Raw genomic sequence first — 19,641 nt, 5'->3', positions numbered from 1 at the left:
CTATAATTGGGAGATCGGTCGATTTTATGAGCGACGCCGTTGCCTGCGTCGTTAGTTTACGATAAAGTAAAATCCTTCGCTTTGAATCGTGTCAACCCGTCAACTGCGTTAAATCGCAAGCACCTGGACTTTTTTTACCAGCCACACACATTTACTCTTGCTTATAGATCATATGCGTCTGAATTGGCAATAAAAAGGGTGAACATTCCTGAGATTTGTCCAGGTTTCAATGCTCTCACTGAACCCACTACTGCCAATCGCCGGTCAGAAACAGCCCTGACCAATGAGCAGGATGAGGATAACGAGTTCGCACTTCCAACTGCGCGTTCCTAAGTGCTTCCGCACGATTCATTGTTCGTACATTTCTGTAGAAGTGCTTCACCATCACTGCCGTGGACACATCGTCCACCCGCCAAAGACTCGAGAGAATCTGCCGCGTTCCCGCATACACAAACGCGCGATTCAAACCCACAACTTCGTCGCCGCTGCTGATCCGACCAAGGCCTGTCTGGCAGGCAGATAACGCCACGAGGTCTGCACGAAGACTGAGCCCAAACACCTCGCGAGCTGTAAGCTCTCCGTCCGTATGCTGGTCCGTTGCCAATTGAATTCCGGAAAGCAATGGCAGCTTCGGATCGTACTGGCCGTGCGTTGCGAGGTGAATAATCCCGTAATCTCCGATGTGATCCACAACCCACGACTCGGTCGCCTCCTCGCCCTTCACAACCTCTGCATCGGGGAACGTCCAAGAAATGCGCTCCACTTCCTTCTCCGCAAACGGCAGGTTCATCTCCGCACGCTCGAACCGTGGATTCCCCACGGCCAATACCCGCAAGTTCCCGGCGATCTGTCCGCGTCGTCCAAACGTGTAACGTAACACACTCGCACTCGGCGCATGGAACAACGAAACGTGTTCGATCAAAGGTGTACCGTCCAGTCGGATGGCCGCGAACGGCAGCAGATGCAACTCACGATGTGGCACGATACCAACCCGCGCTGCCGGTTCGATCAAGCCGGCAATCGGAGTCATCAACCACGCCGACAACGTCGCCAACTCCCCGTCGACCGGCGCGAACTCCTGCAGCCGATCCCGCAACCCCTCGATTCGCACGGCCAACTCGTCCCGTGACACCGGCGTGCGAACCACGTTGAAACTCGCCGGACCGATCACCCACGCAACCAACTCCTCCGGCAACACGTGATAGACAACCAGCCGCGTGTCTGGATCCAGTAGCGACTGAATCTCGGCCACATCCACCGGCTGCACCTCGACGAATGTCGAGAGCTGCGGATTCGATGCGCGAATCTCCACAAGGAAATTCGAATACTCCTGCTTCGCTTCATCGAGTTCCGCACGCAGCTCATCCCGCTGGTCCTCCGGCGCAGAAGAGAGCCGCCGCTGCAGCGATTCGACCTGCAGGCGGAGGCGACGATCGCGTTGCATCGCATCGCGATCCTCGGCCGACGCAAAGTCGATCCGTCGGTTGCCCAGCAGATCGATGAAGTTACGCCCGCGTGAACGTTCAGAGTAATTGAACGCCTCGCGCACTTCGCCCTGATCGAGCAGAAGCGCGATCATCTCGTCGTACAATTGCTGCTTGTCGAGGAGGAACCCGTCCTGGAACTCCTCCACCTTGATCCGCGCGCGCAGTCCCTCGACGACACTGATCGCCGCCGCCAGGTTCTCCCGCGTCGACTGCAGATTCCCCGCACGCCGATCCAGGACGGCCAGCCCATAGAGCGCTCGCCATTCCATTTCCGGCAGCGGAATGTCCCGCGCCTGATCGAGCGCCGTCGTGTAGGCCACGCGCGCCTTAATGTTTTCGTTCAAATCACGATGCGCGTCGCCCATCGCGACGAGTGATTTCGTGTTGTTCGTCCGATCGCCGATCTCCTCGGACAACGAAATCGCCTCTCCCAAAGGAGAGATCGCTTTGTCCGGCTGCCCACTTTGAATGTGCGTGATGCCAATGTTCTTCTGAGCGTACGCAATGCCCCAACGATTCCCTTCTTCGCGATCGATCTTCAGCGCAGCCCTGAAGTCCTCCAGCGCTTCGTCGAACTGCTCCATCGAACGCTTCACGAGTCCAAGGTTGTTGTGACTGCTCGCGACCTCGCTGCGGAACAGGCCCTGGTCCGCAAGATCCAGCGCATTCTCAAACTCGGTGATCGCCTGCCTTGTATCGTTCAGCGACCAATGCGTCAGCCCTGCCGTGTTGTGTGCAATAATCTGGAACGGTCGATCGTTCAGTTGACGCGCCAGTTCCAACCCCTGGCGCTCAGCACGGAACGCATCGAGATACGAAGCCCGCGCCCATTCAACAAACGCGCGCAGCAGAATCGCGTCCGTTTCCTGCAACGGCAAATCCAACTCCAGCGCGCGCTGCTCCATCGCTTCCGCTCGCTCAACCGCCGAATCGTAACGCGCAAGCCGCTCATCGACGCGCGCCAGATCAAGCGTCGCCGCGATTTCCGACTCCACATCGCCAGACTCGCGCGCAATCTCCAGCGCCTGCGCAAACGCATCGCCCGCTTCCTCGTAACGATTCTGGCGCAGCAAGTAGATCCGCCCGATGCGCTGCCACTGTGCAATTTGAAGCGCCGCATCGTTCTGCGATTCCGCCAATTCCAGGGCACGGTGGAACGCCTCCAGCGCTTCCGGATAGCGGCCGCCATTCTCCAATGCAACGCCCGACGAAGCGACCAGCTTCAACTGCTCCGCTACGTTCCCCGCCGCGCCCTGCAGATCCGCAGCTTCCGCGTAGGCCGCATGGGAATCGTCGAACCGCCGCGCGGAATTCGCGTAGTTGCCAAAGGACTTCAATGTCTCGATCAGGAACTCGGCATTATCTGCTTCTCGCGCGATGCCGACAAGCTCCTCCGCTGTGCGCGCGGCCTCCACATCACGACCCAGATCGCCCTGAATCTGCGCCAGCATGAATCCCGCCTGCATAACTTGTCCGGTCGGTTTATTCATCACGCGCAGCAACTGCAGAAGCTGCTGTGCCGGAACCACGGCCCGAGCCAGTTCGCCGCGACGATAACGCCCGGCAACCAGCCCGAACAACGAATCGATTTCCGCTTCGGCGTAATCCGACAAGTCGTTCGGCGAGAAATTCGCCCCCACCCAACGATGGCCATCGATCTGCGCTTCGCCCGCACCGACAAACGAGAACGCCGCCGCCAGGGCAACTTCCTGCGCCCGACGCGTCGCTGCATCAATCGTCCCACTTGCATCCAGGTCCGCCCGGATGTCCGACGGAGGCGGCAACGATTCCAGCAAGCGCCCCAGCGGCATCGGCGTATTGCCGATCTGCCATCCCAGCGGGTTCGGCCCCTCGACATGCAGCGGCTCCGCAATCATCACGCTCGATGCGAACTGCAGGTCGTTCTTCATCGTCTGCAGAAGATCCTCTGCCGATGCATTGTCCGACTTCGGGAAACGAATCGCCTCAGCATCGAGATCCAGCCACAGATTCTCAATCGCAAGGTAAGTCGACTCGACAGTCGGCATGTTAATGACCGTCGCGCCATCAAACGCGATCGGGTCGCCCATCACAAACCACACACCCGCATTCCGGGCCAGCGCTTCCCGATCCGAATCGGACGCAATAGCATGCATCCCATCCATGGTCCACGCGACCGTCCCGAATCGCGTCGACAGCACAAGCGCCGCGGGCGCCGGCAGAGGCAGACCTTCCTCGAGGAAGATCGCCGCATCGGCAACCGGCAACGGCTCCGGTGCAATCAACCCAAGCCCCGTTGCGCCGTTCGCTCGGCCCGCATCTATGTGTAAACTCAGTTCATCGGCGGCTGTCTCCATCGCTGCGCGGGCAGCTTTCGTCTCCGCACCGGCCGGCTGCGACTGCAATGTCTCGATCGCCGCACGCAAACGCTCGCGCAAACGAATTGTCTCCTTCAGCCAAGCCAATTCATCCGACGACTCCACGCGAATCTGCGGCACGGCGCGGTCAAACGCCAGCCGCAACCGAACGCAGCGCCAACGCGCCGTCTCTTCCCACGCTGTTTCCCAGTCGCCCGATTCCGCCAGCGGCCGGATCGTCAGATCTTCGCAGTGCTCCAGCAGTGCCCACGGGATGCGCTCCGGCTCGATCATCGTCCCGGGCTGCAGGCCTTCCATTTCTACCAACGCACGCTCCGCCGCATCCGAGTCGTCGGCAATCAACGCGACCTGCGCCTCCAGCCACCAACGCCATGAAGCGAATCCGGATGTCGTCGCGAACTCCAAGGCATCGTCCAACTCCGCCTGCGCTTCGTCGTTGTCTCCACGTTGCAGGGCACTCCGAATCAACAGGCCGCGCGCCATAATTCCAAGCCGCTTCACTTCCCCGCCCTCGGCACTCTGACTTGGCATCTCTGCCACGCGGCGTGCCAAGCCTTCCAAACGCATCCGTTCAGTCGCCGCTCGGATCAGATCCAATCCATTACTATCTGCTGTTTCCGCTCTTCGCTCGGCAACAAGCGCCCGCGCCAGCAACAGGCGAACTCGCTGCAGCGGCGGAGAAAGCACGTGCTCCGCGCCATCAGTCGTGCGGAGCTCCAATGCCACCGTCAGCGCTCGATCCAACGCCGCCAAAACATCTCCGTCCCCACTTTTGTTTTCCAGCAACCAGGTGCCCTCAAGGTCGCCCTCGCTAAACGGAACGTCGTCGCCCGCCAGTGCCAGTTCCGTCAATCGCGCCAGTACAACCGAAAGGCCATTGCCATTCGTTTGCACTTCATCGCCGACAGAGAATCGCGCCACATCGATCGCCTCGATCAACGCCTCCGCCGCTTCCTCTGGACGGCCCGCACGGATCAACTCCGAAGCAAGCCGATCCAATGTCACGAGCCGAATCGTCAGATAGTACGTCGTGTTGCCCTCGTCCAGCTTCGGCTGCACGTTCAGTTCCGCCCGCAACGCATCGATCGCCTCATCCGTCCGGCCTCGATCCTGCAGGATTTTCGCCAGCGCCGATTGCAGCAGTCGCACTTCCTCGTCCGGCGCGAACCCCTGCCGCGCTCCGCCTTCTTCCGACGCTGCAACGGTCTTCTCGATCGAGAACAACCCGCCGCCTCCGGCCGGTTCGCGGTCATCAACCAGCTTGGAACTCGTCGCCAGTGCCATCGAACCGCGAATGGCCTCCTCCGCCTCGCGCAGCAACTGCTCCCTCTCAAAGCCAAGTGCACCAAGCGCCTGGCGATGCAGCACAAATCCGCGATTCCGCAACGCCCGCACGCGCGACAACGAATTCGCCTCGTGCCGGTCCGCAACGCGCGCAAACTGCTGAGCCGCCCGGTCGTGTGCGCCGGCTTCCATAAACGCCAACGCTTGGCGATCGAGCAACTCCGTCTCCAGTTCATACCCCCGCTCGTTGGTGACCATGTCGTAGTTCACCATCGCGGGAATCACATCCATCGCCGACTGGAATGCCGCTGCCGCTTCCCGAGGCTTCGCCGTACGGAACAACGCCATGCCGTACGAACGATACATCAGGAACTCGGTCCGCTCGTCGCCGAATGGCTCACCCGTCTGAATGCGTCGACGGTACGATTCCGCCGCGCGCGAGTAATTATCCAACCCCATCGCCGCATTGCCGACATTCATCAGCAGCCGCGCATAGTCGGTCGGCCGCGCCGCCGGATCCACCAATGCCAACGCACGCTGGTACTCCACAAGCGCATCCGCAGTGAAACCGCGATCGTCGCGCGTCCGGCCGTAATGCTCATCAACAAAGCCGAGCGTCTGGTGATAATACGGAACCGAACCGTCGAGCACGATCGCCGCTTTCAAACGTCGCACCGCTTCCTTCTCGATCGGCAGGAAATACGTCAGCGCCAGGCCGTACCGATACTGTACCAGCGCATTGCGCGGTTCAGCCTTTGCCGCGGTCTTGTATTCCTTCAGCAACGCCTTATCCAACGTCCCGCTACGATAGCGCGCGTCGAGGTAACCCCGCCACGCCTCGACAAGCTCCGGACGCCGATCGATCAACTCGCGGAACGTATTCGCCGCAAGCGCCGCATCGCCCACTCGCAATTCGAAATTGCCCTTGTTCAGATACTCGCGAACGAGACCTTCGCGCGCCTGTTCATAAAACGCCGGAGCGCCCGGGAAGAACTGCGCACGCGTATTTTCTTCAACCGACTCGTACGTGTCGATCGACTCAATGTACTTGCCCTCGCGCGCGAGGAGCTCCGCCAGTGCGAACGACGAACGCGCCGCCAGCCGTGGAGCCTGTTCCTCCATCGCGATCGCCTCGCCCCACGCGTCCTTTGCCTGACCGGAATTGCCCGCATCAGCCAACAAGAGTCCCGAACGATAGAACGCCGCGGCCTGCAGCGTCGGTGAATCCGGCACGAGATCTGCCGAACGGCGAACCGACGCATAAGCCGACGCGCCCTCAGGCGGATTCTTTGCCGCGATATCCGTCAGTTGCAGCGCCGCCTTCTCCACAACGTCCGATACATCGCTGAATTCCATCAACACCATCTCGTAAGCCGCCACCACCTGGTCCGGCAGGTTTAACGACTCATACGTCTTTGCGCGAAACAGCGCCGCCTCCGCGCGCACACGATGCGGCGCATCGGTCGCCTGCTCTGCTTCTAGGGCCAACTCAATCGCCCGCGCAGAATCTTCCGCATGCAACGCCAGCCGTGCGGCTTCCAACAGCAAGTGGGAATGCAACGCGGCATCGCTCGCATTTGCCTTCGCCAACTCTTCCAATTCACGCGAAGCACTCGCCTGCGCCGCACGCGTTTCAGCACGCAGCGCCCCGGCGCGTCGCTGCGCAGCCGCCGTCAACACGATACGCCGAAACAGTAGCTCCGCATCCAGCGGCGAAGCCACCACGCCATTCGCCGACGACCAGTCGAGCATCGCCAGTCCCTGCTCGGGCCGATTGGCTTCGCGCAAGACGTCCAACGCCTCCGCGATTGCCTCACCGGCTACTTCAGAGCCCGCCTCGTGCAGAGCTCCTTGCCGGCAAAGCGCAACCGGCGTGTACGGATCGAACGGATCGGCACCCCACGCATCGGTCGCCTGCTCCATCCCCGCCCGCGCCGAAGAAATCCCGGCAACCGCAAACGGCTGCGTCACCAACGCAACATCCAGATTCCCGCGCAGGTTCACGCCGAAAACAAGTTCCCCATCAGAGAGCCGTGGCGCATCCAATCCCTCCAGCGGAGGTGTCAATTGTTGCCACGATCCATCGCGTGCATCGAATCGCCACGCGCTGGGGCGATCACCATCGCCGAAGACTCCATCCCCATTTGTATCGTCTGCAAAAAGCAACCACGGCCCCTCTTCATCCACAGGCTCTGCCGCCATCGTCGCGCCGTATGGAAAATCTGGCATCTCCATCCGCGCCTCCGACGGGCGCACGTCATCCCAGCGCCGCGCGGCGACTTCATGCCACTCGGGCTCGCCGTTCAATGGCGTGGAGCGAAAACGAAGAGCTAGTTTGCCACTGCGCTGCACCCACTGCGGTGAATCGTCGCGAATGCCTCGCTCGGAAAGCGCCCGTGGCTCGCCATTCGGGAATGCCATCACCATCACGTCGCCAAACGCATCCTCGCGCGTCGATGTCCAGGCGAGCCACTTCCCATTGGGCGACAGTGCAGGTTGCGAATCCGACGCCGCGCTGGGCGCAATCGCCGTTGGTTGATCGGGGAACTCCGCATCCAACCGTGTCGTGTAGAGTTCCTGGCCTCCATCGCGCTCTGAAACAAACACGAGGTGCTTGCCGTCTTGAGAAACCGTCGGCGAGTAGTCCGCGGAAGGATCGGATGTCAGCAAGCGCAAGTAAGGCGCCGGATCGCGCCCACTGGCCGCCGTCGAGAGCAACGCCGCTCCGATCGCCAGAAGTGTTTTCCGAGTCGTTTTCATTTTCTCACCCACTCCCCGTCGCGGGACTGCACCCACGAACCGTCCGGAGCCAGATCGTGATTCAATCCGGCGAAGATCCAGGCGACCTCGCCGCGTGACGACTCATCCACTCCCGGCGTTGTCTGCACCAGGCGATCCAGAATCGTCTGCCGATCGGCGTTCTCTTCGTCCACGACGCGCTCGACTTCATCGCGCGTCAGATCGGCAATGACCGCCCCCGCTTCTTCATCACGCAGCGCCAGCAAGCCGTCATTCGCTTCGCCCGCAATGCCTTCGCGCAGGATCCCCTCGATGTCGCCGCGGTTGTACTCGCGATTACGCATCGCCATGTACGTCGCCTGCTGACTTTCCGTCGATGGCGGCGGCGTCTTCAGTGAACCGTCCTCCGAAACGCCGCGCACGCTGCTGTAGATCAGCAGATTCTCGCCCAACGAATCGTACGTCCCGAGAACCTGTTTCTCCAGCGACGTTTGCTCGCCGACCACGAACAGGTCGACATTGAAGAGGCTGCCCCCGCAACCGGTCGTCGCAAACGACACGGCTCCGAGGATCACGATTCCAAGCAAGAGTTTCGGTAGGGTTCTCATGGTAGCGTTCCTGCCTCTGTGGATTGTGATGCATCGATAAACAGATCCGACCGCAGTAACATCAGCAGCGGATCGTGCGCACGACTGATCGCGCCGGCCTGCTGCTGCATGCCGTACACGGCGAAGATCTCGCCCAGTGGCGCGCGGTCGAGGATTGGAAGTGGAACAATCACGCCAACCGGTAATCGAAGTTGCGCGGCCATTGTTACGAGTGAATTCTCAAGCACAAACTGCCCGCCAACCGGCGCACCGAAGTTCAACGCCGTGATGGCATTCTGGAAGCGCGGATCGTCCTGGTTCGCATCCAGCGCCTGCAGCAATCGCGCGAGCGCCTTCTTGCCGATCTGCGTCGAACGCAGCCGCACAAGAAGCGTATCCAGCACGTTGCCTTCGCTCGATTCCGGAATGCGCCACGTCATCGTCGCGACGCCGCTGATCTCATCCTGACACCCACCCAGGTCTCGCAGGTAGGGCGAGAGCTTGCCGCCGCGCAAACCCGTCAATTCCATCTCCGCCCGCAGAACGGGATCGCTGCCCTCTTCAGTCAAAGAAGCCGATGCCGTCGCCGGTCCGCCGAGGAAGTCGCGAATTCCTGCCGACATGCGCAGGCCACGCTCGAATCCCTGCACCGTCACGACCGAATCCAAGATCTCGCCCTCGGCTGGCGGCTTTTTGAACGCAATGCGATCGACCGTGAACTTGCCTTCCGTTGGCTTTGTCGGAATGCGTACGGAACTGTCGAGACGATACGTCTTCAACGCATCCCAACTGCCATTCAGTCCATTCAACGCAAACAGATCCGCAAAGGCCACATCGACGGAATCCGTCGAAAGCAACGAATTGAATTCCAGCAAACGCCCCGGCGTGTTGGAGAGCTTTCCACTCCAATCAATCGTGCCACCGGCGGTCAGCAGAGGATGCGTCTCGTTCAGCCCATCCAGATCCAGGTGGAACTTCGCGTCGCCAAGCAACCTCGGCCCACGCAACCACGACTCGATATCTGTCCCCGCGCCTTCGAGCAGATAAGGCTTCAGACCTTCCGCGCGGAAATTCGCGCCGGCGAGCATCTCGTAATTCCCGACGCTTGTTTCCGGCACAGTCAATTGCAGCACATCGAAATCGTCGAGTTCCAGACTTCCGTTCACCGCAAAATCGCGCACGGGTTTTTGCTCGATCGCGTCCGCACCGATTTCATCAATTCCAAGATTCCACGCAAGCGCCGCGTTCTTCCCATCGTCGGAAGCATCGAACGAGGCATTGCCTGCAATGCCCTCGACCCACCAGGCCTCTCCACTGCGCACGGCGACCTCCCCCCAATCGAGCGTCGCACTGCCGCGCACGGGCAGGCCCCTTGCCAGATCGTACGGAGGCCGCGGATCGGAGCCCCGCAACTTCGTCGTCGCCTGCGCCTTGCCGTGCAGCTCCGGCAAGCGCCCCATCATCTCCTCATCCAACTGGACCAACTGTGTCAGATTCCGAATATCGGAAACATCGACCGTGGAATCCATGCTCCACGAGAAGTCGCCCCAGTTGAAATTGCCGGAGCCACCGCCGTTTCCAACGCCTTCGATCACCGCAACGACATCGTTCGCAATGAAGTCACTCCGCTCCATTTCGATCTTCAACTTACCGGCAAACGTCGTCGGAGGAAGCCGCATCTCCATCGTTTCCGTCGGGAAAACAAACGCACCAATACGACTCGCAGGAATGTTCACAAGAATCGGCTTGTTCATCTCGAAGCGCGTCGAGTTTTCGATGCGAACCTCGCCCATTTGGATATCCATCGGGCCCATGACTTCGCTCGTCGCGGTCACAGCACTGTCCTCATACACAAAGCCCATCGGATCGTTCGGATTCAGCGTCACCGTGAAATCGCGATCGTCACGCGTACCGGCCAGGTACTCGCCCATATCGCCCTTGTACCATTCCATCTCCGGAACATCGGTGGAGAGATTCCCCTTCACGACCCAGCGCTCGCCCATCTTGAGACCATCATCGCCCAACGCCAGCGGCGCATCGATCGTCACCGTGGCCGTCGTCATCCCCGTCGCATCCAGCGCCATCTCCATCGATTCCATCTTCTCCGGGGGAACAAACGCTATCAGGAACGGCATCGTACCGGCAAAATGCCCGCTCGCCGTTGCGCCGGTTCCATCGCCCAGATTCACGGTCGAATCCAGCGACGCCGACATCGCATCGCCGAGCAGAGCATGCAGCCCGTCGATATCGACACTTTCAAGTTCGCCATCGTTCCAACGTACCCGCGTTCCCGTTTCGAAATGCAGATCCTCGCTGAATACATCGGTTCCCATCTGCGTGTAGCGCACGGGACCAAAGGAAAACAGCGACACATGAGCCTGCAGGTCGCGCCCAATCTCACCCTTGGCGTCGAAGTCCATTTCGAGTCGACCCGCCAAGTCGATTGGCAACTCCTTGAACTGCTGCGCCAGCGCCATGATCGGCCCAAGCGACGTCTTCGATTTGCCCGCCAGATCGATCGCCGTCGGCGAGGCGTTGCCTTTCACATCCAGCGATGCCAGCGGACTGCGCAGGGCAGCGTTCCGAATCTCAATCGCCTTCGCGGCCGGGTCGGCCGTCAGATCCCAATTCGCGACAACCTCCGATTGCCGAATCGGCAGCAGACCGTTCTCGCGCGGAATCGCGGCGCCGATGTCCCTGCTCGTCACGGAGCCCTTGGTCGAAATCGAACCATCTGCCGCGCCGTTCGCCGAAACATCCGCGACGATCCGCCCCTGCAGTTCGTGCACATTATGCTGCGCAAGGATCGCGTTGTACGAGTCGTTCAGAGCATCCAGATCGAACCCAGCCGCCAACGCAGTCTTCCACACTGGCGTCTCGCCGGCAAGATTCGCCTCGGCCGACCCGTCCACATAGTACAACGGCGCCGCGACACCAAAAGTCGGGACGGAGAAGAGCTTCTCTGCAGGATTCAGCGCCAATGTGGCCGACGTCTTTGTCGCAAACGGCGACAGATCGAGCGGAAAGGGCAACGCAGTCGGCGTCTCTGCGAACGGAGCCAGCGTCGTCAGTGCGCCGGGTGAAACATCCAGCGAAACGAACACGCGATGCTCCGCGTCGCCCGGCGGCAGAAGGCGCGCCGTGAAATCCATCGTCCCCGTCAACCCGGCATCGTTCGTTGCACTGATGAACGACGCGCCCAGCATCCACAGCTTCTCAAAATCCGCGTGCGCGTGGGCCTCGAAGCGCCCCGGATGCGCCGGATCGTCGAACGCCAGGTCGCCCCCTTCCGCCAACATCTGAAGCGCAGGCGAATCGAATGTCGCACTCAATTCATCTACTCGTCGTTCCGACAGGTCCATTGCCGCAGAAAGCGAAGCCGTCAGGTTCGGAATTGTCTGCGGCGCCGGCCCCAGAGGCGCACCCGCCGCCACGACATCATGCGTGGCAACGCTCGCTTCGACGTCCCACTTCTGGAAGTCCTTCGCGTGCCGCGCATTCAGCGCCAACTCCAGCTCGCCATCCATCCGTGGCACAAATGCGTCCGGCGGCAGGCCCGGCTGCGCAAGTTCCGCCCATCGCCGGAGCGGAATCACAATACGCGCCACGATCGGCTCTGCGCCCGTCGCGTCCGCATGCAGGAAGAACCCGCCCGCAGCGATCTGTCCCGCGTGAACCATCCCGTCGCTCGCCGTCGTCGCAACCGTCGTCATCGGAGTCAACATGCCGTCCGAATCGATCCAGTGCTCGATCTTCGCGCGCACATCCCACGGCATCGTCTCTTCGCCCGAACGCAGCGTACCATCCACATCGATCGTCACCGGCGCCACGTCGCCCGGCCATAGAACGGACAAGGAACCGCCTTCCCATCCGGCGACGTAATCGCGCGTCAAGTCCACCGCCCGCAGATCGATTTCATCCACGGCAATCTTCAGCGAAGAAATCGGCAACGGCGCCGCTTCCGACGGTTTCTCTTCCTTCGGCGGCTCTGGCGCCTCCGGCTCCTTCTTCATGCCGTCGGCGATCTTGATAACGTTCCACTCGCCGTCTTCGAGCCGCACCGCGTTCACTTCCACACGATGCACGCGAATCTCGTCGAGAGCATATGGCGGCATGCGCAAAACGCCGGTCAGCGTCAGCGGAACCTCTACGCCCTCCAGGTCGAACAACGGCCGGTCGTCTTCGCCCTCAATCGCCGGAATCTCTATGCGATCCAACGTCAACGGCGTGCGCCAACCGAATGCGATTCCCTCGATCGTAACGGGTCGACCAAGGATCTCGCTCGCCGTCGCAGAGGCTTTCTGCTCGGCCCAACCACTGGTCAAAATCGCCGGAGTCACCAACACGACGATCAGCAGCAACAGAATCAACCCACCCGCAATAAAGAGCAATCGCCGCAACCATCGTCGCGGCTTCTTACTCCGTCCCTCTTTTTCAAGCGACGGAACATGCGGTTTCGGCGATTGCTCGGAAGAGGTCATCGGCTATGCAATGTACGTCCCATTGTGTTTTGGAAGCGCTCGCGCTGCTGCACACCGTCGACGCCCTGCAGCTCCGTCGCCAGCATCGCGTTCAGCTTCCCGATGCGCGCACCCGTGTCCGGATGCGTCGAAAACCACCCGCCCTGTTTGGTCGTCGTCGCCCGCAGATGCTTCAGGAAATCGCGCAGCCCCGCCGGATCGTAACCGGTGAATGCCGTGATCTCCGTCCCCACGAGGTCCGCGTCGTACTCGAATCCCTTGTCGATGCCGTGATCGAACACCGTTGTAGAGAAGAAATCCACCGCCTGCGTGTACTGCGCCATGTCTTCTTCCAGCGCAACGGCCAGCTCCTGACCCGCCTGCAGAACCTGCTGGCGCTTATACATCTTCAGCAGATGCTTCTCGTTCACGTGCGCCACCTCGTGCGCCAGAACGCCCGCCAGTTCCGCCTCGGTTTCCATCAGCTCCAGCGCACCGGACGTCACAAAAATATACCCGCCCGGACCGGCAAACGCGTTCGGATCCGGATTGTCGATCACCGCGAAGTAGTAAGCGCTCGACGGCAAATCCTCGCGGCCACCCTGACGCGCCACCGCGCGACCAACCAGGTTCACGTAACGCTGCAGTTCTTCGCTCGGATGCGGCTTGCCGTACTGACTGAATGTGCGAACGGCCAGACCGCCACCCAACGAACGCTCCGTCTCCAGATTGATGCCCTGCGCCGCCTGGTGCACCGAGCCCGCTGCCTGACCCAACTGACGAGCCCGCGCCTCTTCCTCCGGCGTCAGCTCGCCTTCGCTCGCCTTGTACGCCACATAGCTCGCCTCGACCAGGCTACCGAACTCCTCGCCGGAACACGCCGCACTCCACAACGCAACACCCACCAGCAACATCGCCGGCGCAATCGCACGGAAACGAATCAAGTCACTCCACCTCATGAGTTGATCCCTCCTTCGCGCAAGAACTCATCCACCTCGGTCTCCGTGATATCCGCGGCGCGCTCTTCCATCTGCTGCACTGCATTGATCACGGCCATATCGACCAGGCCGCCGTTTCCGCCCGCCAGGTTCTCTGCATTCTCCGACAGCCCGCGTCCGGACGCTGCCGTGCGCATTTCCTCCGGCCCATCCGTCCCGCGGATCAGGCCGCCGAAACCGCGATCCGCATCCGGCGGATCCTCACTGATCTTCAGCTTCGAAACCCAGCCCTTTTCCCCCGACGGCGTGCGCACCAGGTAACGCATGCGCGTCTTCTTCAGCACCGTCAGAGCCGTTCCCTGCTCCACCGTCACAACCACCGGACCGGCCAGCCCAGTGCCCTCGCGCAACTCCGTCTCGTACGTCTTCGCGTACACGATTTCATCGGCCGCCACCGGCCCCGGGGCAGTCGCCCACAGAGCGGCCGCCATAATCGCCGCGGCAGACCAGCGCAATCTCTTCATAAACCCACTCCTTTCAAGTCCCAAAGACTCACCAAGATCGCTGTACCTGGTTGATGCCCCAGGATTTCCCTCAATCGCCCTCCGGTCAATCAGACAATCCATCCCCCGCAAAGGTTCACCGCCGGAATCCCCCCTGGGACCGCCGGCTTCCAGCCGGCCAGCCCCTTGAGGTGGCTTGGGCATCCCTGCCCAAGAGCCGATCCAACACCCCTCGCAATCCCCCACCCCGCACTAAAATCCCATTGAAGCTCTCGCTTCCGAACAATCACCATGCCTCAATCACCCACGCGAGGACCTTGCCATGCTACGCAGCCTGATGAGCCTGATCAGCAACAACTTCATGTACTCCTGCATTGCCGGCGTCGTCCTCGTCGTTGTCGGCGGCCTCGTCGCCTTCAAAGCCGACAGCAAATGGGGCTGGCTCGTCCTCGCCGTCGGCGTCGTCGTCATCCTCCTCGCCGGCAAAGGCGCCGGACTGTACTAACCGCCAGCGACATCCCTCCATTCTTCCGTTGCCACGACCCACGCCCTCCACAAACATGCGTCAAACGCATCTGCGTTTTGTGGAGGGGGGGAGCAATGCAGACACGGCCCTGGAATCGCGTATTCGTTGGAATAGTCGCCATTCTCGCTTCGTTGGCCGCTTCGGTGCCCGCCGATTCGCCTTCGTCCGAAGGCGTCTTCTACGACGTGAATCTGCACGTCCTTGACGGCGGCATCGGCGGCGGGTCGCAGACAGGCGTCGTCGGCGATTTCAACGAAGACGGCCATCTGGACATGGCCAATTCCATCAAAGGCACGGGGAAGACTCTTCTCAGCCTGGGCCGTGGCGACGGGACGTTCTTGACTCCCGGGATTCTGCACCAGGGTGGAGTGACCTACGATCTTATTGCGGCAGATCTGGATGGAGATCGTCACCTCGACATTGCCGTCTCCGAATATGAAACCAGCGGCGTCCTGGTGCTTGCTGGGAACGGCGATGGAACATTCGCCAAAGCGAAGGCCTTCCCCTGCACCGCCTCCAATCGATTGGCGGTTGGCGATCTCAACTCCGATGGTCTCCCCGAAATTGTGGCACCGAATCTTATTCTCTGGAACGGAGGAGGTCTAGACTTCTCGCGCATGAGTCCCATCTCGCTGGCTCCATCGGGATTCTGGAACCTCGAGATCGTGGACATGAATCGAGATGGCCGGGCCGATATCGTCGGGCTCGATACACAACAGAACTCCATTCACATCCTTCTAAACCTCGGCGATGAGCAGTTTGCGCCCGTCTCCGATTTCCCAACCGACATCCGCCCCTACCGATTCGACCTTGCAGATATGAACGAAGATGGCTACTTGGATGCCGTTGTTTCTGATGTCGGCACGCCCCAGATTGGCTTGATGTTCGGAGATGGGACAGGTGCATTGGAGGATCCGCTCTTTGTTCCGATCTCAATGCCGTCCCCATACGCGTACACGAACGACATCAACAACGACGGTCATCCCGACATGATCTTATCGGGAATCAATAATCTGACCATGATGATTGGGACCGGCGGTGGAAACTTCGAACCGGAATCAACGTACTTGGGACCCGATATGATTCGAGGCCTCCTTATTGGCGACTTCGATGGCGATTCGAACGCAGACCTCGCTCTGTGGAGATATGGCAGCTCCGACATCTACATTATCCGAGGCAGCAGCGATGGCACGCTCCAGATCCCGTACATGATCCCAGCCTGCCGCGAGCAGATCGAAGAAAGCACTATTCATCGATCCGGGCCGGCGCAGGTGATTCTCGAAGACGTGAACGGAGATGGCCGAGAGGACGCCATCACCCTGAGCAGCGGCGGAATTGCCCTGATGTTCCTGCTTCGTGACTCCAGTGGGGCCTTTGAAGAACCGATTCTCACCAACGCAATCGATGGAAACTGGCAAGGTCGTTGCGCCCTGGCGGCGGCAAATCTGAATGGCGATGCGTTTCCGGATGCGATGCTGTGGGGCGATGCGGAGCAGAGCGTCGCAGTTGCCATCGGCGCAGGCGATGGAACATTCATGGTCGGGCAGCGAATCCCTGTACTCGCCAACAGTGCGAATTGCTCGATCCTCTCGCTCGATGCGGCGGACTTCGATCGAAATGGCACCGACGACCTGGTGGTGGGGTGCGGAGATGGACTCGAGATCTATCTGAGCAACGGAGATGGAACCCTCGCCACAACGCCCACGCTGAAACTTGAGGACGCAGATGAATTCGTCGCCGGAGAGCTCAACGGAGACCACATCTTCGATCTCGTGGCATCGAGCTCCACAACCTGTACACTCACCCTCCACTTCGGAGTTGGACAGGGCGGATTTCAGGACCCCAGGTCACTACCAATGCCATTCTGGGGACGCGATTTTGTTATCACAGATCTCAACGCCGATCAAGCTCCGGACCTGCTGCTAACGAATTCGACATCGGATGAATTCTGCGTCCTTCTTGGGCAGGAAAATGGAGACTTCTCCGCTGCTGTCACTTATTCGTTCGCCGGTTCAGGGTACCCCATCTGGGCGAGCTTCGCCCCTCCTGTTTGTGCAGACTTCAACGGCGATGGGTTCGTCGACGTCGCGGCCATCTCTGGTGGCACAAACAGACTGGCGGTGCTTCCCGGTCGTGGAGATGGAATCTTCGGCGACGCCGTTCACTACTTCGTCGGAAACACCCCAACCAGCCTTGCCACTGGCGATCTCGACAATGATGGAGTCGCAGATATCCTCGCAACAAACAGCGATAGCCTTGGCATTTCCATCCTCCTGAGCCAAAGGACGGCACAACTCCCCATCGATGGGTGGATGGCGAAATAGCAAATCGGAATACTGTGGGAGGGAAGATGGAATGAACAAGAGCGAGATTTGCAACAGAGAGAAGAGTAGCATGCGCAATCACAGGGAATGGCTGAAGCGAATCCTTCTCGGGATGGTCCTCTTACTTCCCTCCCTCTCGCCTGCGAATAGGACATCGAGACCTTTAGAAGCACCTGTCGCAGTAGTTCTTCCCGACAATATGGAGTTCCAACCTGTTCTGTCACACATCGTCCACCTCGACTCAGATGGATACGCGGATTGTGTCGTGACGCAACGGCAGGATGATAAGGTCTACGTCTACCCCGGACAGTCCTCCGGATTCTTTCGCGATCCGAAGATTCTCGATCTTGGGTCTAGCCAAATCGAAACTTCATGCACGGCCGATTTGAACAAAGATGGCATGCCTGATCTTGTCATCGGATTAATCGGATCCACCTCCGTCCTCATGTTCCTTGCAGATGGCCTCGGGGGATTCCACGATCCTACGTCGCTCCAGTTCACTTCTTTGAGTTCGGCGGTCGAGAAGATCTCTGTAGCAGACATGAATGGCGACGGAAACCAAGACCTTCTGCTCTCCGCCCTCCGTTTGCACATCCTGCTCGGAAATGGCGACGGAACCTTTCAGGAGTCGATTACAACCACCATTGGTTCGCCGTCAGAGTATTCCGTCGTTTCCGACTTCAATAACGATGGGAAGATCGACTTCTTCTATGGCTCAGGCTATACACAGCTTGTTCTTGGAAACGGGGATGGCACACTTGAAACCCACGAAGCCCCTGTCACCTCGATGGCTTGGATTGCTGGAATGGAGACTGGAGATTATGATCACGATGGCAACCAGGATGTTGCCGTGGTCAACATGCCATCTACCGGCTCACCGAGAGAACTGACAATTCTACTAGGCAACGGTGACGGCACATTCACAGTGGACAGTTCTTATCCCCTGGTGGGCGAAGCCTTGGGACTGGCATCCGAGGACTTCAACCGGGACGGCCACCTGGACTTCGTCTGTGATCGTCACATCTCTTCTGACTCTGATGGTATCCAGGTTTTCTTGGGAGAGGGAGATGGTACATTTGAGGAATTACCCCCACTTCCAATCTCGTACACCTGGCATATTCATACCACAGTGGGAGACTTAGACGGGGATGGGATTCTCGATCTGATCTGGACGGGCTACCAAAATACCGCCCCGGTCCTTTTTGGAAATGGAGATGGAACATTCATGACCGAGCCGCGCAGCATCCCCTCCCGCGATAAAGCAACTCGGCTGGCGACCGGAGACTTCAACAATGACGGCATGTCTGATATCGTCTCGATAGCAAAGAAATCCTCCGATACCACAACGCCTGGACTCTCAATCACGTTCGCCCAGAGCGATGGAGCCTACTCTCCCGCGACAGAATTGGTCGTCGGACCAAGCCCCCGAGAGATGGAGGTCGTCGATATTAATCGTGATGATAACCTCGATATACTCTGGATCGATAGTGAAGAAGACACATTCTCCGTTCTGCTCGGGGCCGGCGACGGTACATTCACGATGGCGCTTAAGGAGGCGGTTCCAGAGTATCCCATCGATTTCGCCTGTGCCGATCTGAATGAAGATCCGTGGTTGGATGTCGCCATCCTCAGCATCAACGGCCACAGAATGACTATCTACTTTGGCGCAGAGAATGAACTCTTTGAACCAGAGACACTCTTTGCTCCGATATCCTATCCCAAGGCCCTTGCCGCCGGAGATCTCAATGGGGACGCCCATACAGATCTTGTACTCTCTTCCGAATGGTCCACGGTCCGGATTCTGCTCGGCGATGGGCAGGGTGGTTTTACCTACTCCACCATCCCTGCTGATCTTGCCAGTGGAGAGGATATCGAACTGACTGATTTCAACGGCGATGGGAATCTGGATATCTTGATCGTCAGTGCCGTGTCAATTGCTCCCAGCCCCCTCGGTCTCATAACCGTATTGCTCGGAAATGGCAATGGAACCTTCCAGCCAGGTACAAACTACTCGGCGGAAGGAGGTTGGGCAAGCCGCGCCTCGGTGGGTGATCTAAACGAAGATGAAATCCCCGACGTCTTTCTCACGCTTCAAGGTGGAAGCGCCCGCTTCTATGCCGGCAATGCCGATGGCACGCTCGAACCTCCATCTTCTCTCTGGGTCGATCTTCCCGGATCAACCGCCGCGACGCTTCTTGATTTCGATGACGATGGAGACCTTGACGTCTTCGTTCCATTGGAGAAGGAAAACTCAATGGCACTCATTGAAAACAACATCATCCAACGCGCAGGCCCAGTACCCATTGGCTGGATGGCTAAATAGAAAATCATGAGAGGGAAGAACGAATGAAGAAGAGCGGAACTCACCAAAGACACTGGGCGACAGCCTTCGCAGCATTCCTTTGCCTACTTGCAACTTCAGCCACATGTGCTCCA

The 19,641-nt window shown here is 59.6% G+C and carries 8 protein-coding genes; 3 read left to right on the top strand and 5 right to left on the bottom strand.

Annotated features, from left to right (window positions below; all coding sequences use genetic code 11):
• Positions 1-247 precede the first annotated feature (247 nt).
• The 5 genes from KQI84_16260 to KQI84_16240 all read right to left on the bottom strand — a co-directional run bounded on the left by KQI84_16260 (position 248) and on the right by KQI84_16240 (position 14,376).
• Entirely contained in the window at positions 248-7,888 is a 7,641-nt protein-coding gene (locus KQI84_16260; protein ID MCB2156429.1) for a CHAT domain-containing protein, read from the bottom strand.
• A complete protein-coding gene (locus tag KQI84_16255) occupies positions 7,885-8,475 on the bottom strand; it encodes a YdbL family protein (GenBank protein MCB2156428.1) in 591 nt (196 codons plus the stop codon). Before KQI84_16255 ends, KQI84_16260 begins: the two co-directional genes overlap by 4 nt.
• A complete protein-coding gene (locus KQI84_16250; protein ID MCB2156427.1) occupies positions 8,472-12,845 on the bottom strand; it encodes a hypothetical protein in 4,374 nt (1,457 codons plus the stop codon). Before KQI84_16250 ends, KQI84_16255 begins: the two co-directional genes overlap by 4 nt.
• Before the next feature lie 86 nt (positions 12,846-12,931).
• Complete coding sequence (locus KQI84_16245) at positions 12,932-13,873, bottom strand: M48 family metalloprotease (GenBank protein MCB2156426.1); 942 nt, start codon at positions 13,871-13,873, stop codon at positions 12,932-12,934.
• Positions 13,870-14,376 carry an SH3 domain-containing protein gene (locus KQI84_16240; GenBank protein ID MCB2156425.1) on the bottom strand — a complete coding sequence of 169 codons (507 nt, stop codon included), beginning with the start codon at positions 14,374-14,376 and terminating at the stop codon, positions 13,870-13,872. Before KQI84_16240 ends, KQI84_16245 begins: the two co-directional genes overlap by 4 nt.
• 301 nt (positions 14,377-14,677) lie before the next feature.
• Here KQI84_16240 and KQI84_16235 point away from each other — a divergent pair, with 301 nt between their 5' ends.
• The 3 genes from KQI84_16235 to KQI84_16225 all read left to right on the top strand — a co-directional run bounded on the left by KQI84_16235 (position 14,678) and on the right by KQI84_16225 (position 19,528).
• Positions 14,678-14,860, top strand: coding sequence for a hypothetical protein (locus KQI84_16235; GenBank protein MCB2156424.1), 183 nt, complete (start codon positions 14,678-14,680; stop codon positions 14,858-14,860).
• A 95-nt stretch (positions 14,861-14,955) separates the two neighbouring features.
• Positions 14,956-17,205: a VCBS repeat-containing protein gene (locus tag KQI84_16230; GenBank protein MCB2156423.1), complete on the top strand. Its 2,250-nt coding sequence runs from the start codon at positions 14,956-14,958 to the stop codon at positions 17,203-17,205.
• A gap of 265 nt (positions 17,206-17,470) precedes the next feature.
• Positions 17,471-19,528 carry a VCBS repeat-containing protein gene (locus tag KQI84_16225; GenBank protein ID MCB2156422.1) on the top strand — a complete coding sequence of 686 codons (2,058 nt, stop codon included), beginning with the start codon at positions 17,471-17,473 and terminating at the stop codon, positions 19,526-19,528.
• Positions 19,529-19,641: the final 113 nt, after the last annotated feature.

The sequence above is a fragment of the bacterium genome, assembly GCA_020444065.1.
GTDB lineage: Bacteria > Sumerlaeota > Sumerlaeia > SLMS01 > JAHLLQ01 > JAHLLQ01.
Note: the sequence above shows the minus strand (reverse complement) of the source record. Positions and strands in the feature narration are given on the sequence as shown.

Excerpts from the sequence above, each read along its gene's own strand:
- KQI84_16240 (MCB2156425.1), bottom strand. The coding sequence starts at position 14,376 with ATGAAGAGATTGCGCTGGTCTGCCGCGGCGATTATGGCGGCCGCTCTG.
- KQI84_16230 (MCB2156423.1), top strand. The coding sequence starts at position 14,956 with ATGCAGACACGGCCCTGGAATCGCGTATTCGTTGGAATAGTCGCCATT.
- KQI84_16235 (MCB2156424.1), top strand. The coding sequence starts at position 14,678 with ATGCTACGCAGCCTGATGAGCCTGATCAGCAACAACTTCATGTACTCC.
- KQI84_16255 (MCB2156428.1), bottom strand. The coding sequence starts at position 8,475 with ATGAGAACCCTACCGAAACTCTTGCTTGGAATCGTGATCCTCGGAGCC.
- KQI84_16260 (MCB2156429.1), bottom strand. The coding sequence starts at position 7,888 with ATGAAAACGACTCGGAAAACACTTCTGGCGATCGGAGCGGCGTTGCTC.
- KQI84_16245 (MCB2156426.1), bottom strand. The coding sequence starts at position 13,873 with ATGAGGTGGAGTGACTTGATTCGTTTCCGTGCGATTGCGCCGGCGATG.